At 48.2% G+C, this 15,149-nt stretch carries 15 protein-coding genes and 2 tRNA genes; 14 read left to right on the forward strand and 3 right to left on the reverse strand.

Annotated elements, in window-relative coordinates:
* Positions 1-47 precede the first annotated feature (47 nt).
* From ABIC22_RS18345 to ABIC22_RS18380, 8 genes are all read left to right on the forward strand, one after another.
* Positions 48-809: an ABC transporter ATP-binding protein gene (locus tag ABIC22_RS18345; RefSeq protein WP_483312595.1), complete on the forward strand. Its 762-nt coding sequence runs from the start codon at positions 48-50 to the stop codon at positions 807-809.
* The gene (locus ABIC22_RS18350) at positions 772-1,893 is read left to right on the forward strand and encodes an efflux RND transporter periplasmic adaptor subunit (RefSeq protein ID WP_127537806.1); all 1,122 of its coding nucleotides are present in this window, start codon (positions 772-774) and stop codon (positions 1,891-1,893) included. The genes ABIC22_RS18345 and ABIC22_RS18350 overlap by 38 nt, the downstream gene beginning before the upstream one ends.
* Positions 1,893-4,817 (forward strand): ABC transporter permease, encoded by a 2,925-nt coding sequence (locus tag ABIC22_RS18355; RefSeq protein ID WP_354482913.1) that lies wholly within the window; start codon positions 1,893-1,895, stop codon positions 4,815-4,817. The genes ABIC22_RS18350 and ABIC22_RS18355 overlap by 1 nt, the downstream gene beginning before the upstream one ends.
* Positions 4,818-4,819: 2 nt before the next feature.
* A complete protein-coding gene (locus ABIC22_RS18360; protein ID WP_127537808.1) occupies positions 4,820-5,683 on the forward strand; it encodes an ABC transporter ATP-binding protein in 864 nt (287 codons plus the stop codon).
* 20 nt (positions 5,684-5,703) lie between these two features.
* Positions 5,704-7,152: an ABC transporter substrate-binding protein gene (locus tag ABIC22_RS18365; protein WP_354482916.1), complete on the forward strand. Its 1,449-nt coding sequence runs from the start codon at positions 5,704-5,706 to the stop codon at positions 7,150-7,152.
* Positions 7,153-7,298: 146 nt separating this feature from the next.
* Complete coding sequence (locus ABIC22_RS18370; protein WP_164764226.1) at positions 7,299-7,463, forward strand: hypothetical protein; 165 nt, start codon at positions 7,299-7,301, stop codon at positions 7,461-7,463.
* Positions 7,464-7,532: 69 nt separating this feature from the next.
* Positions 7,533-7,606 (forward strand) — tRNA-Met (locus tag ABIC22_RS18375).
* Positions 7,607-7,662: 56 nt separating this feature from the next.
* A tRNA-Ile gene (locus ABIC22_RS18380) sits at positions 7,663-7,736 on the forward strand.
* A gap of 85 nt (positions 7,737-7,821) precedes the next feature.
* On the opposite strand, the gene ABIC22_RS18385 is transcribed toward ABIC22_RS18380, so the two are convergent.
* Positions 7,822-8,493 carry an SOS response-associated peptidase gene (locus ABIC22_RS18385; protein ID WP_127537810.1) on the reverse strand — a complete coding sequence of 224 codons (672 nt, stop codon included), beginning with the start codon at positions 8,491-8,493 and terminating at the stop codon, positions 7,822-7,824.
* 267 nt (positions 8,494-8,760) lie between these two features.
* Here ABIC22_RS18385 and ABIC22_RS18390 point away from each other — a divergent pair, with 267 nt between their 5' ends.
* The 5 genes from ABIC22_RS18390 to ABIC22_RS18410 all read left to right on the forward strand — a co-directional run bounded on the left by ABIC22_RS18390 (position 8,761) and on the right by ABIC22_RS18410 (position 12,365).
* On the forward strand, positions 8,761-9,186 hold the full coding sequence (locus ABIC22_RS18390; protein ID WP_127537811.1) for a hypothetical protein: 426 nt from the start codon (positions 8,761-8,763) through the stop codon (positions 9,184-9,186).
* Positions 9,187-9,383: 197 nt separating this feature from the next.
* On the forward strand, positions 9,384-10,937 hold the full coding sequence (locus ABIC22_RS18395; protein WP_354482921.1) for a tetratricopeptide repeat protein: 1,554 nt from the start codon (positions 9,384-9,386) through the stop codon (positions 10,935-10,937).
* 37 nt (positions 10,938-10,974) lie between these two features.
* The gene (locus ABIC22_RS18400; protein WP_354482924.1) at positions 10,975-11,640 is read left to right on the forward strand and encodes a hypothetical protein; all 666 of its coding nucleotides are present in this window, start codon (positions 10,975-10,977) and stop codon (positions 11,638-11,640) included.
* Between the two features lie 101 nt (positions 11,641-11,741).
* On the forward strand, positions 11,742-11,867 hold the full coding sequence (locus ABIC22_RS18405) for a sporulation protein YjcZ (RefSeq protein WP_095359426.1): 126 nt from the start codon (positions 11,742-11,744) through the stop codon (positions 11,865-11,867).
* A 168-nt stretch (positions 11,868-12,035) separates the two neighbouring features.
* A complete protein-coding gene (locus ABIC22_RS18410) occupies positions 12,036-12,365 on the forward strand; it encodes a DUF1904 family protein (RefSeq protein WP_354482927.1) in 330 nt (109 codons plus the stop codon).
* Positions 12,366-12,886: 521 nt separating this feature from the next.
* Here the strand turns inward: ABIC22_RS18410 and ABIC22_RS18415 are convergent.
* On the reverse strand, positions 12,887-13,276 hold the full coding sequence (locus tag ABIC22_RS18415; protein ID WP_354482930.1) for an MFS transporter: 390 nt from the start codon (positions 13,274-13,276) through the stop codon (positions 12,887-12,889).
* Positions 13,277-13,446: 170 nt separating this feature from the next.
* The gene (locus tag ABIC22_RS18420) at positions 13,447-13,635 is read right to left on the reverse strand and encodes a DUF6199 family natural product biosynthesis protein (protein WP_127537815.1); all 189 of its coding nucleotides are present in this window, start codon (positions 13,633-13,635) and stop codon (positions 13,447-13,449) included.
* A 291-nt stretch (positions 13,636-13,926) separates the two neighbouring features.
* Here ABIC22_RS18420 and ABIC22_RS18425 point away from each other — a divergent pair, with 291 nt between their 5' ends.
* Complete coding sequence (locus ABIC22_RS18425; protein WP_354482933.1) at positions 13,927-15,081, forward strand: sensor histidine kinase; 1,155 nt, start codon at positions 13,927-13,929, stop codon at positions 15,079-15,081.
* The last annotated feature ends 68 nt before the right edge of the window (positions 15,082-15,149 follow it).

Here is a 15,149-nt window from a genome sequence, read left to right on the forward strand (position 1 = left end):
GTGACCCCGATAGTCCTTCCATCGACTCGCAATCCATAAGTGATGGAATGATCCAGGATGAGGTGGCCGTTGCCGCTGCCGAACCCGAAGCGAAGTCCCAGCCCAAGACAAAAGCCAGCTTGCTGCCTCCGTACGACGGACCTGTGCTGGAAGTTCGTAATGTACATCGGAGCTTTCAGACGGGCAGCCGGATTATCCATGTACTTAAGGGCATCGACATGGAAGTCAACCCGCAGCAGCTGGTTATGCTGAAAGGGCGATCAGGCTCGGGCAAAACGACACTGCTCAATATGTTGGGCGGACTGGATCAGCCTTCCAGTGGGGACATACTGTTTTCCGGACAGCCTTTGCAGGATTGGGGTGACCGGAAGCGGACCTCTCTGCGGCGTAAGGAAATTGGTTTTATTTTTCAGGCCTATGCACTGATGCCCTTGCTGTCGGCATGGGAAAATGTAGAGCTGTCATTGCGAATGGCAGATGTGCCTCGCTCGGAATGGAAGGACCGGGTTGGCCATTGTCTGGATCTGGTCGGACTGTCCAAACGGGTGAAGCACCGGCCGTTCGAGATGTCCGGGGGGGAGCAGCAGCGGGTCGCGATCGCCAAGGCCATTGCCCATAGACCCAGACTGCTGCTTGCGGATGAGCCGACAGCTGAGCTGGATTCCAAGATGGGAGCACAGGTTATGTCCGTATTTCGCAATATTATCGAAGTAGAACAAGTAACCATATGTATGACTACACACGATCCTACGATTTTGGAGGTTGCGGACCATGTTTATGAAATGGCGGACGGCAGATTTATTCAGTAAAGAGGCCGCTCCGAAAAGGGGGAAACGTGCAGCGCTGATTGTAATTGGTGCAATCGTGGCTGCAACGATGTCGGGCTGCTCATTGCTGCCGGCAGAAACAGAGGAAGAAGTGCTTCCACCGATCACGCCGCCTACGATTTCCAAAAAGCCGGAATATGAAGTCCGGACAGAAACGCTGGAAAAAAAGGTTAGCGGCAGCGGTAAAATGATGAGTCAGCGGGAAGAGAAGGTGTATTTCACGCTGGACGGTATGCACATCAAGGAACTGAACGTAAAGCCGGGGGATAAAGTGAAGAAAGGCCAGCTCCTCGCAGAGCTCGACGTGGAGAGTGTAGAAAAGGAAATTCGGGCCAAAAAGCTGCAGATTCGCAAATCGGAAGTACAAATGAAAGAAACGCTTCGTAAACGAGATGAGATGGATCCGGTGGAGTTCGAAGAAGCCACCATTGCATTTGAAGAATTGCGCCAGGAACTGGCTGATCTGGAGGAGCAGTTAGGTAAAGCGACGCTGACCGCTCCGTTCGGAGGAACGATTATTGCAGTTCAGGTGGAGAAGGGTGCAGCAGTCAAAGCCTATGATCCGATTGCAACGATCGCGGATACGTCAAATCTGGTTGTCGCAGCTACATTTGCCAAGGAAGACCTGGAGAAATTCTCGGCTGGCATGAAGGCGGATGTCGACATCAATGGAGCGGGTAAGGTATCCGGCAGAGTTAAAGTGATGCCTGTTGCTGAGGCTACTGGAAGTGGAAGTGGAAGTGGAAACGGTGGAGGTACAGGCGAAGGTGGCACTCCGCCAGTTAAAGAAACCCTCGACCAGTATGTTATCGTCTCCCTGACGAAAATGCCCAAGGGTGTGGAACGCGGAACCCCTCTGTCAGTATCCATTGTGACCCAGCGTACGGAGGATGCTATTGTCATTCCTGTATCGGCGCTGCGCTCCATCGGTTCAAGAACATACGTGCAGGTCGTTGAAAGTGATGGCAGCAAGCGCGAAGTGGACGTTGAAGTGGGGCAGCAGACATCCACGGATGTTGAAATTCTGAAGGGTCTGACCGTTGGACAGAAAGTGGTGGGCCGCTAATGGGGCTGCCATTGCTCAGACTGTTGTTCCGGAAAATGTGGAACACCCGTTGGATGACATTCAGTACACTGATCGGACTGATTGTGGCGGTAGCATTCACTGTCAGTATACCGATGTATGCCGACGGTGCACTGAAACGGGTGGTGGCACAGACCCTGCAGGATAACAGTGAGGGGCTGCCTGCAGGTTCGTTGCTTATGAGTTATCAGGCTCCAGGCGGGGTTAAGACCGACACGCGCGGATTAGATGAGGTGGATCGCTATATTCGGGAGGATGTGCCTCGCGATATCGGTTTTCCATTTCATACGTATGTGAATTCCAGATCCATTCGGAGCACCGAGGTGAATCCGGAGGATCCCACCAAGGTCGATGCCAGCCGGGTTCGGAGCATGACGCTCGGAACGATGAGCGGGCTGGATGCACAGGTGAATTATACTGCCGGCGTGAAGCCAGGCAATCAAGTGAAGGACGACATTATTGAAGCGGTTATGCTGGAGGAAGGCATGTACCGGAACGATCTGCATGTCGGTGATATTCTGGAATACCCCGTGTACAGCGGGCTTGATATCACATTGCGTGTCAAAATCACCGGTTCCTTCAAGGCAGATGATCTGAATAGTCCGTATTGGGTTCAGGGATTCGATGGCATGATGAATGGGCTGTATGTGGATGAGTCCGTGTTCAATGATGTGTTGCTGAAGGAAAAAGGAATTCCTCTTCAGAATTCGCGCTGGTATTATGCGTTTGATCTGAAGGAAATCCAAACCAGTCAGCTGCCGGGTCTGACATCCATGCTGGAACGTTTGGATATCGATCTGTACCAGCGGCTCAAGGATACGAAGGTGGATATCACCTTTGGTGATCTGTTGAAGCAATTCCGCAGTCAGAGTCTGCAGCTGCAGACAATGCTGTTTACACTGGCAGCACCGATGATTGCGATGGTTTTTTATTTTATTGCAATGAATGCCAGACAGTCCCTGCAGAAGCAGGAAAGTGACATTGCGGTACTGCGAAGCCGGGGAGCTTCAGCACGGCAAATTTTCTCCCTATACCTGCTGGAGGGTATCTTTCTGGGGGCAATCGCGCTCGTGATTGGTCCAATGCTTGGCTGGTTTATGGCCAAAAGCATTGGATCAGCCAGTGGGTTCCTGTCATTCGTGGATCGCAAGTCGATTCCAATCGGTGTGTCCAAGGAAGCTATCCTGCTGGGCCTTGTCGCCGTACTCGTAGCCATTATTGCTTCACTTATTCCGGCAATAACCTATGCACGAGCGACGATTGTTTCGGCCAAGCGACGCCAGGCACGTACGGATCGTGCTCCCATATGGCAGCGTTGGTTCCTCGATATCCTGCTGCTGGGTCTTGCAGGATATGGATACTACCTGTTCTATGAACGTCAGATGCTGACGTTCCAGACGGGGATGACGACAGATCAGCTGCAGGTACAGCCGTTTCTATTCTTTGTACCTGCGCTTGCGATCTTTGCCCTGGGGCTGTTCTTCCTGCGGTTGTTCCCGTGGATTCTGAAGCTCATTCAGTGGATTGGGCGCAAATTCCTGCCGGTTCCACTCTACTTGACCCTGACACAGTTATCGCGGTCATCATCGTCTTATTACCCGTTGATGATCCTGCTTGTTTTGACACTCGGGCTTGGTGTGTACAACTCGGCTGCAGCTCGGACCATTGATCTGAACTCCACTGAGCGTACGTTGTACCGATATGGTTCTGACGTCATTATGCAAACGGTATGGGAAGGAACACCTGAAGTTAAGCCTGGCGGTTCCGGTCAGAACGGTGGTTCAGGCGGAGGGCAGCAAGGTGGTGGAAACGGTGGCGGAGGTTCTGGTGGCGGTGGTGCTGCCGGAGGCGGAAATGGCGGTGGAGGTGCTCCAGGTGGGGGCGGTGGGAATTCCCAACCATCCAAAGTCATTTACTCCGAACCTCCATTTGAAGTATTCCGCAGACTGGACGGTGTGGAACATGCAGCGAGAGTGCTGCAGACGAAAGGGAATATCATTGTATCCGGCAAATCCGGCGGCCAGGGCATGCTGGTCGGGATTGATAATGTGGACTTTGCTAAGGTGGCGTGGTTCCGTAACGACCTGTTCCCGGCACATCCATATAAGTATCTTGATTTGTTAGGCAAGTACGAAGGGGCTGTGTTGATCTCATCCAAATTTGCGGATAAGTTCAAGCTCAAAACGGGAGATCTGATCTCTATTGGCGTTCAGGGCCAGGCTATTGAATTCGTGGTTTTCGGCATTATCCCATACTGGCCTGCACAGTATCCGGACCAGACGCCATTCTTCGTGGCCAATCTGGACTATATCTATGATCAGGTGCCGCTGATTCCGTATGAGGTCTGGCTGAAAATGAAACCTGATGCCAAGGTGGCTCCATTAATGGAGAAGCTGGCAGCAGAGGGCATTGAGCTATCCTCCGTACGCGATGTACGTACAGAATTGGTATCCCAAGGCAAACATCCGTCGCGTGGCGGTGTGTTCGGGATTCTGAGTCTGGGCTTCCTGGTCTCGGTCATCATATCCCTGATTGGGTACATCCTGTATTGGTTCTTTAACCTATCAGGTCGTGTTGTCCAGTTCGGTGTATTAAGAGCCATGGGATTATCACGTGCACAGCTGAGCGGAATGCTGCTCCTGGAACAAGTGTTCACGGCAGGTCTTTCCATTCTACTTGGCATCGGAATCGGTCAGGTATCCAGTCGTCTGTTCCTGCCATTCCTGCAAACGACAGATAATGTATCTGCACAGGTACCTCCGTTCCGGATTGTATTTGAACAACAAGATATGCTGCAGCTGTACGGCGTGACTGTGGTCATGCTGATTGTGGGAGCAACGATGCTGCTGTGGCAGATTCGCAGATTGCGGGTTCACCAAGCGGTCAAAATGGGAGAGGAGAGGTAAACGTGATCCAATGCGAAGGACTCGTAAAAATTTTTAAATCCAGCGATGTGGAAGTCGTTGCCCTTCAAGGTCTCAACCTGACTGTTAATCAAGGTGAAATGATGGCGATCATCGGCAACAGCGGCAGCGGTAAATCCACATTGCTCAACATTCTGGGGGGACTGGACCGCCCAACGGCCGGTACTGCGGTTGTTGGAGACTGGGATTTGTTGAAAATGACAGACGCCCAGCTAGTAGAATACAAACGACATACCGTAGGTTTCATCTGGCAAAACAACGGGCGTAACCTGCTGCCTTATCTAACGGCACTGGAGAATGTGGAAACACCCATGATTCTTGGCGGCAAGCGGGATCGCGCGTACGCGATGCAGCTGCTGGAATGGGTTGGACTGAAGGATCGGATGCACAACAAGCTGCATCAATTATCCGGAGGGGAGCAGCAGCGGGTGGCTATAGCCATCTCGCTCTCCAATCGTCCCAAGATTCTGCTTGCTGATGAGCCAACAGGGTCGGTCGATTCCGAGACTTGTGATACGATCATGAACATTTTTCGCAAAATGAACAAGGAACTGGGCGTTACGATCGTGATTGTTACCCATGATCTGACGCTTGCCGGCAAGGTGGACCGCATTGTAGCAATACGTGATGGGTTGACCAGCACCGAGTTTGTGAAACGGAATCCGAACCTGGATGATGAACATGGATTATCTGAAGCGGGAGCACCGGATATCCATGAAGCCTTTGTCATCATTGACCGGGCGGGACGCCTTCAGGTACCCAAAGAGTATTTGGAGGCCTTGGCCATTGACAACAGGGCAACATTGGAATTTGACGGTGAGCGCATTGTGATTACACCGCCAAGATAAATTTGAGGGGGAATTGGGAGATGAAGAACAGGTTTTGGGGAAAACGCGTGCTTGCTGTGCTGGCTACAGCCAGTCTGGCATTGCCGCTGATTGCGGGCTGTACAGCAAGTGAGGCCAAGGATACAGAGCAGCGTGTATTGCGTGTGGCTACATTGTGGGGAAGCCAGGATGACAGCTACTTCCGTCAGCAGTTTACGGATGCATTTGAATTGACACATCCAAATGTAACGATTGAAGTGGTGGCGGCAGTAGATCAGGGCAGCATGTATGGCTATGGCACTCAGGAAGAACAGCAGGAAATGCCGGATAGCCTGGAAAACATGAAGAAAATCATGACTGGCGATAATCCTGTGGATGTCGTTGTGGCTGACACAGCTACGATTAAATCGCTCATCCAGGAGAATATGGTGAAACAGCTGGACCCACTGATGCAGGAGGACAAATTCGATACCAGCGATATTGTGCCAAGTGTTATTGAAGGCATCAAGGATCTGGGCGATCAGAGCATCTATGCGCTGACACCGACCTTTTCCTCGTCCGCGCTGTTCTATAACAAGGCAATGTTCCAAAAAGCAGGCGTAGAGCCACCTACTGATAACATGACGTGGGATGATATTTTCAACCTGGCAACACGTCTGACCAAAGGTGAAGGAAAAGATCACGAATTCGGGTTCTCATTCTCTACGTACCAGGGTGGTTCGCCTTACTACACCATGCAGCAATATTACAGTGCTCTGCAATTGAAGATCTTCGATGATAAAGCAGAGAAAATGACCGTAGATTCACCGCAATGGGAGAAGGTATGGAGTACCATTAGCAAGCTTGCTATTGATAAAGTCATCCCTAAAGGAGACGAACAACAGGATCAGGATCCGAACGGACGTTATAACCCGCTACAAGGTGATCTGTTCATGAGCAGCAAGGCAGCTATGGTTATTGGGGATTACAGCTACATCAACCAATTAATTGACGCTAACAAAAATGCAGATAAAATGGAAGGATTCACCAAGGTGGACTGGGACGTGGTGACACCTCCGGTGCATCCGGAAGCACCTGAAATTGGTGGTAATATCTATCTCAGCAGCCTGATGGCGATTAATAGTTCAGCTCAAAATCCGGATGATGCCTGGGAATTGATCAAATATATGAACAGTGAAGACTGGGCTAAGATTAAGGCGCGCAGCAGTTACGAGATGGTATCCCGCAAAAGCTTCATTAAACCGAAGGACGGTTTGGATTACAATATCCAGGCGTTCTATACACTGAAGCCTGTGCCTCCTACCAATACCAACCTGGATAAACTGTACCAAAAAATGCCTAGCCTCTGGCAAGTGAGCGAGAAAGGCATGGAATACTTCACGCAGGTGCTTGAGAACAAGAAGACGCCAAAAGAAGCACTTGGTGAGTGGGCAGCCAAAGGTAATGAAATGTTAGAGAAATTAAAAAAGGATCCCAAGGCCACATTTTAAGCCTTAACAAGGAAGCAGACAGGTTTGATATTGGCATAGTGCAAAATAGTCGCTGGAGTTTTTAACCTCTGGCGGCTATTTTTTTGGGAAATGGGGTATTCTACAACAAGCAGAGATGAATCATAACTCCGGAAAGGAAGAGAAGGATGCGCTGGGTATATTTCAGCAAGCTATATGCAACTAAATTTCAGGCAGGGTGTCTTGCCAAACGTATGGAGCAGGACGGGTGGATTTACGGTCATAATGAGCCAGCAGAAGTGGAAGTATATCGTTCAAAAAGAGGAAGATATGGCGTTCGTTTTATTCCCTGACATTACCCCTTGACTTATTAGGGTGGCATGGTGTATATTAATTAAGTCGCTGTTTTAATATTTTACTGACGCGGGGTGGAGCAGCCCGGTAGCTCGTCGGGCTCATAACCCGAAGGCCGCAGGTTCAAATCCTGCCCCCGCAATTTAGCTTCACTTGGATGATTCACAGCCATCATCTGCACGTTATACATTATGTCTAGGGCCCTTAGCTCAGTTGGTTAGAGCGGTCGGCTCATAACCGATTGGTCGGGGGTTCGAGTCCCTCAGGGCCCATTCTCTTTAAACCCTTGCGCAGCAAGGGTTTTTTTCTGTCTTGTTTTTCATGTGGTGATTACCTTATGGAAGATGATCGCTATGGCTAATCAACTTCCTTCAACAGTTCTTCCGAATTGTTTTTGACATTCCCCACATCCCTGGACACCTTATAGGCCCTCATTTCAGAAGACTTATACGGTTTCAGAAGCGACAGCAGGGAAGGGACGTCGTTATGATTTCGATCCAGCCATTCTTCTTCATCCTGTGGACGCAAAATAACAGGCATCCGATTGTGTATGTCTGCCATCAGTTCGTTTGGTTCAGTAGTAATAATGGTGCATGTACTTAATTTGTTTCCTTCGGAATCTGCCCAAGTGTCATATAATCCAGCGAGCGAGAAGATCTGTTCGTCCTTCAGCAGAATACGGAGAGGCTGATTATGCGTCCCTTCCTTCTTCCACTCATAAAAGCCATTCGTGGGAATAATGCAGCGTCTGGAGCTGATGAGGCGTTTAAATGAAGGCTTCGTGTCCAATGTCTCTGCCCGTGCGTTGATCATCTTATTTCCAATCTTGTCGTCTTTCGCCCACGTAGGGACGAGGCCCCAGCGAAGGGAACCCAGACGGTTTCCTTGGGTGCTTCCAATGATGGCTGGGATATACTGCATGGGTGCAGCATTATAATTGGGTTGATACTCGTAGTCATCACTTATGGAAGCCATGTACCTGTCCATTAATTCCTCTAGAGGGTCAATTATGGTAAATCTGCCGCACATACGAGTCACCTCCTAAACTGTCATTAGCCATATTTAATCATACTAACGGGGGATTAAACACGGTAAAAATTAGATGAGCCGGACGGCTGTCTGATCCTCGCTCAAAAGGATCATGGAAAATCCTCCTGAAGAGTTTCAAATACGGGTCTAGTCAAGATGGAAGCAGTACTTGATGAGGTGCCTTTTTTTTGGGATATCCTTGTCTGTCCATGCCATCTCTAGTATCTCGCATATACTATCCTATTCCAACCATAGGAGGTAGATTTCATGAGTCAATTTATTGATGCGAGAACCTCGCAGAATGCTAGCTTGGCTAACTCCATTGCTGTTCCGATCCTCGTAGCGAATACACCGCAATTGTTTGGACAGATTGGCTTGGTAACGACTGCCGGCATAGGGGCGAATCCGCGTGTGCAAATGAAAGGTACGGTATCCGTGCAGCTTCCATTGGCGCTCGTCGGAATCACGATTACGGTTGTTCGCGGAACGGCTCCAACGGATCCCATTGTATATTCCGCAACGTCCACCTTCAGCTTAAGCGTACTGGCACCTCAAGTTATTACATTCTCCGCGGATGACTTCAATCCACCGGTTCTGCCGCAACTGACGTACACCGCTTTTATTAGCTCGAACTTGCTGGGTACCATTCGTGTAGGTCCTGAGAACTTTGATGGAGCATTGTACTCCGACTAATCCCGTACCTGCTTGCTGAAGTTCAAAAGAGCTTTTAAACGATGACCCGAGACCGAAGAAGTTTGGGGTTATCACTGCCTGCCTGATAAGGCAGGTTTTTTTTATTATTGGGGGAGTACGAATTTATTGGGTTGTGTCAGGCTTATGATATAATGAAAACCAATGAATTTATGGACAGAAAGCGGGTTTTAAATGAAATGATTGAAAACGATGGACAGCGCTTCCGTTTCAGTGAAGCTCCGGTATGGGCTTGGCAGCGAGCCTATTATGAGCAGCAAGGGCTGCAGGCCTGGACGGATAATCAGGTTCCACAATACATTACAAGCAATCCCATGATTGCGACTGCATACGCGGAAATGATCTTTGGCTTCCTTCAAGACTTGGCTGCCAAGGGACAGACATCGGAGACAGTAACCATTCTGGAGTTGGGTGCTGGCGTAGGACGCTTGGCTTTTCAAATGGTGACCAAACTATGCGAGCTCAGGGACTATGCTGCAACAACGCTGCCATCCTTTCGTTATGTAATGACGGATCTTGCTGCTGACAATGTTACGGGGTGGAGGGATCATCCGTCCATGCAGCCGTTGATCCAGCAAGGATTGCTTGATTTTGCACAATTTGATGCCATGCAGGACACGGAATTAAATTTGACGGTAGCGGGTACGGTTATTCGCCCGGGTGAGCTGGGTCAGCCAATACTGATTATTGCCAACTACTTCTTTGATAGTATTCCTCAAGAATTGATCTATGTTGGTGAAGGGCAGATCTTTGAATGTGATGTTATGATATCGAATGCCGATGTTTCCACGAATCTTCAACCTAATGAAATGTTGAAAAACATGGAGCTGAGTTATGCGTATCGTCCCGCACCGCAGTACAGTAAACCGGACTTTCCGTATCGAGATGTCATATCACTATACCAGGAAGAACTGGAAGACTCCCATATTTTGTTCCCGGCCGCAGGACTCGCTTGCCTGGAACGTCTGGAGACTTTATCCCAATCCGGGTTTGTGCTTATTACAGCTGATAAAGGGGATCATCGACTGGATCATTGGAAGTTTGCGGAGCCGCCTGAATTTGTTCTTCATGGCAGCTTCTCGTTGACGGCGAACTATCATGCAATTCAACATGTTTTTGAGCAGCGCGGAGCGCATGTTCGTTTTACATCACATCATTACAAAGATCTGAATATCGGATGTATGTTGATGGTAGAAGAGCCAATAAGCTACGTAAATATAAGACTGGCTTATCTGCGAGAGATTGAGCGTTTTGGTCCAGATGACTTCTTCAGTATAAAAGAATGGTTCGACCATCAGCTAAGCAGAATGGAACTTAAGCAGCTTTTGCCCTTTTGGCGTTTGGGCAGGTATGATGCCGAATTTTTGATACATAGTGCCCAGAGAATATCTGATCTTCTCCCTGAGGCAAGTGATGAAGAGATGTTAGATATCCAGCATGGGATTCAGAGCATGTGGTCCTCCTATTACACAATGGAACAGGTGGGGGATATTGCATTTCTAGCAGGGCAATTGTTGAATGAAATGGGGATGTATGAGGACGCGAAACATTTTCTTGAAATTGCTCTGGAAGCAGATGGAGTGAAGCGCAGCTCGGCAGTATTATACGATTTGGCCGTGTGCTGTTATGAGCTGGAGCTCGAAAACGAAGCCTTGAATTACACCCGAGAAGTACTTGTGATAGAGCCTGATCATGAAGAAGCGTGTTCGTTGCTTCAAAGTTTGGAAAGTTGATCGTTATTCTCTTATTCATGAATGGGGGACAAATGAGATGAAAATCCTGATTGGACAACCGAAACTGGAGCCAGCCCTTAACCAATTGGAAAGGGAACTTAGATCCAACCCTGATGTAGATATTGTGCTGTATCCAGAGGGTTATCTGAATCAGAATGTGGAAGAGGCACGAAGGTTGGCTGCGAAGTATGAAACGATGATTGTGTCCGGACACCGCAGATTGGATGAGAGACCCAAGGATCGAGCCATCATTATGAATAAGGCTGGAGACATCGTGCTTGAAAAGGCGAAATACACACCTGCCACTACGGTTGAGGAGGCTGGCTGGGTAATCAGTACTTTGTTGTGTGACGAATTGGTGCGGCAGGGTTTTCGTAAGGAGTCTGATGGGCAGATTCATCTGGTCATGCATTCCATCGGTGTTGGGATGTTCAGTGAGGAGCAATATGCGGAATGGTTGGAGGAGGCAAGGCAGATTGCGATTGCGGAGCAGTGTGTGATTATGGGGACAAGCCATGCTGACGGAGCTTATCGGGACTCGGACATCAGTATTCCAATTGCCTACTGCATCGCTCCGAGTGGCAATATTCTGCTCGAATCGAGAAACGATACTCGGACCCGAATCATTGACCTGAAGTCAGTGGGGACAGGGCAGGACTGGATGGCGGCTGACTTGAATATCAGTGTATTTTGCCTGGAATAGTTAATTTGGATTGGGCGTAGTAGATTGGGGATATGCCCGGTCAATCGAGCTGATATGGCATATGTTATGGCATACCTTGAAATTCAAAGGAGGCCAATCAAATGAGTCAAGTTGGATACGGTTGTAACAATGTTGGTGGAGTAGGATACGGTATGTGTACTTCTACTGCGGCAATTCTGGTACTCTTCATTCTGCTCGTCATCATCACAAAATCGTTCTGGTGTTAATTCGTACCTGGTAACGGAACGGAAGGATCATTCAAGGCTCTGCTGAGATCTCAGCGGGGCCTTTCCTATGTGGATAAGAGAAGTATCAGCGAGCCTTGCATTTGACAAGCGAAAACAATGTGCTTAAAATCACATAAGAGACTAAATTTAGAGATTGAAGGGATCGTAATGCCGTTTATTCGCTTTAGAGGATTCACAGGTCATCAATTGGAGGAAACTGTCCCCCGGATTACTGAGCAGATGGCTCTCATTTGTAATATTCCACGAGAAAGACTGAAGGCAGAGCGTTATGATGTACAAGCTCTCACCCCATCTCCCGCCTCGATTGAGATCCTGATGTTTCAGCGTGATCAGGAAGTTCACAATCGCATTGCATCTTCCATCCATGGTATTCTGGCAGACGAAGGCCTTTCTGATGCTCATATTTTTTTCAATATCCTTTCCCCGACTTTATATTACAAGCAAGGCAAGCCGCTAACCGATTACCCGTTAGATTAGATAATGAACCGACCAGCGCATATGGTTTTCAAAAAAATTAGGCTGTTCCGCCAATGTTCGGAACAGCCTGGGACGAGCAGAGATCTGCTCGTCTTTTATTTTATTCAAAAATGCCTATGCTCGGATCGAGCGGGCTGGCGTGCTTGAATTATTCCGGAAGAAAACATAGATGAAAGAATTAGCACGGCTCCTCCCATGAGATAGACCAGCCAAATTCCTGACTCATCCGCAAACCATCCAAACAAGATGGCAGACACACCGAAAGCTGCAGTCAATAACAGGCCCTCCCGGAGGACATTTCGATAAGGGCGTTCAAGATGTCTGAGGTCCTCCATTGCAGTAGTGTCATCGAGGAGTAAACCGATGGCGACCATAAGCGTCAAGCTGGCCCATGACATGGCTGCAGCTGCCCAGAATGTCTGTAAAGCTTCCCATTGACTGACAAGCAAACCGGCTATTGCATATCCAACAATGGTTGCGGTTTGGCTGGAGAAGGATAGTAGGCGTTTCGTTTTTGCGAGCTATTCGTCTTGTACAGCAAGGCGGGGGGTGATGTTGTCAAGCACCAGCGACTCCCAGCCCTCCAGATAGGAAAGAACGGTGATAACAGCCAGTAAGACCGGGATATGTAAAGTCAGGTAAGGAAGTGATGTGGCAATTCCGGTGAACATAAGCGTCTTAGCTACTGGAATGCCAATAAGCAGTTTGGCCACAGCGAAACGTCCCACAAGCCAGGGAGAGGTTAAGGCTGCCACAATTCGTGCCGTCATCTGAATGAAAGGAAAGAGTACGGCATAGAGTACCGATCCGGTCTGTCCATAGACCAGTAAAGTGATAACCATGATATATAATACATGTATAAAGGATAGGAGTGTCTTCGCAGCCCAGTATGGGTAGAAAATGATGTTCATGCATAGATGCCCTTTCTAGGTTCATATATATTCAGTACTCGCTGAAATAACAATACTAATAGTAAAGGGATGGAGGTCAATGCACCACAAATAAAATTATCATTTTCTGTTCATTGATAGCTCAAAAAGCAGTTATCCGTGTGGACAACTGCTTCATAAGTATATGCTCTTCAGGCTGCTGCAAGTGTAAAAGCAATAATCAGCATAACCAAACTGGTCATTCGGGTGAACGTCATATAAGGCTTACTGGGTTCGGACTCTCCCTTGGAAATCCATCCATAACGGAGATACCATCCGAATTTGGGAAAACAGAGATTGATAATGCAAAGTGTCATGAAAATAAAAAAGAGGGTTCTCATGCCCAATCTTCCTTCCTTGTTTGCATGACCCGAATCGAAATTAACGACGTCTGCGTCTAGTGAAGAAGTACAATACCAGAATAACAATAATAACAATCAACAGAAATTTCATGATGTGTTCCTCCTGACGGATTGGTGTGAGTTAAGCGTATTTTACCCACAAACCACATCATTTGAATAACTGTGTTACAATTAAATATATTGATTTCGGTTGATCCAAGACCCAATTGTTATCATTCTAATTATATATTCATTTGATGCAACGGACCACAAGAAAACAGGAGGGGAAGCATGAGCATCCAAAATAAGCACTCCATACCCATTCAGTGGGAGTTTTTAATATCCAAGCTTAAATCTTCCGTAACTGTGGTCGATGCAACTTCACCAGAGCAACCATTGATATATGTCAATGAACAGTTCACTGCTCTGACAGGCTATACCTTTGAAGAAGTCGTTGGACAGAACTGCCGATTCCTTCAGGGCAGGGACACGAATCCTGAGACTGTAAGCAAAATTCGTAAAGCTCTTAATCGGCAGGAGTCCATTAAAATTGATATTTTAAACTATACCAAAAGTGGTCAACAATTCTGGAACGAATTGAACATTGATCCCATATTTGATGATGAGGGACAGTGTCTCTTCTTTGTTGGCATACAATATGATATTTCTGAACGGAAATATGCCGAAGAGCAGCTTCGCAGGGCGGCCAGGATGGCGGAGATGAACAGCAGGGGACACCTGGAGTTTATCGGAAAATTAAATCATGAACTGCGCACCCCTCTCAATGGGATTATGGGCATGATCGAGTTAACGAGCATGGGTGAAATCAGTGAGGAGCAAAAAGAATATTTGGACCTCGCCCGTCAGTCCGGTGAAGCCCTGCTCAATATTGTGAATAACAGTCTCGACATGGCGAAGCTGGGGCGCGGCAAGATGGAAGTTGAACAGATCGAATTTCAGCCCCTTAAGCTCATTCAACAGATCGTTAGAACGCACGAGCCTGCGGCTAAACAGAAGAAGGTTCAATTGCGCTGTCAGGCCGACATGCAGGTACCGGACGTTTTGGTCGGGGATCCGTTGCGTTTACGTCAAGTACTGGATAACCTGCTGAGCAATGCGATTAAGTTCACGGAGCAAGGTGAAGTGTTACTGCAGCTTGATGTGAAGGAACAACACGGGGACTCCACTACCTTGCTGTTCACCGTAAGTGATACAGGAATTGGCATTCCTGAAGAGAAGCTACATCAATTATTTGAGGCGTTCACCCAGACGGATGTATCTCATGCCCGCAGATTTGGTGGCAGTGGATTGGGATTGACCATCTGTAAGGAACTGCTTGAATTGATGCAGGGGGACATTGCTGTAGAGAGTGTACCAGGGCAGGGAACGCATTTCCATGTAACACTACCGCTGTTACGGCAGCAGGTTATCCCACATGTAGGCTAACAAGCGGTTAATAAGAATAAACGGAAATAAGACAGTTCGGGGTAATGCGGACTGTCTTTTTGGTATTG

Source organism: Paenibacillus sp. PvP094, from assembly GCF_040546835.1.
In the GTDB taxonomy this organism is placed as follows: Bacteria; Bacillota; Bacilli; order Paenibacillales; family Paenibacillaceae; genus Paenibacillus; species Paenibacillus illinoisensis.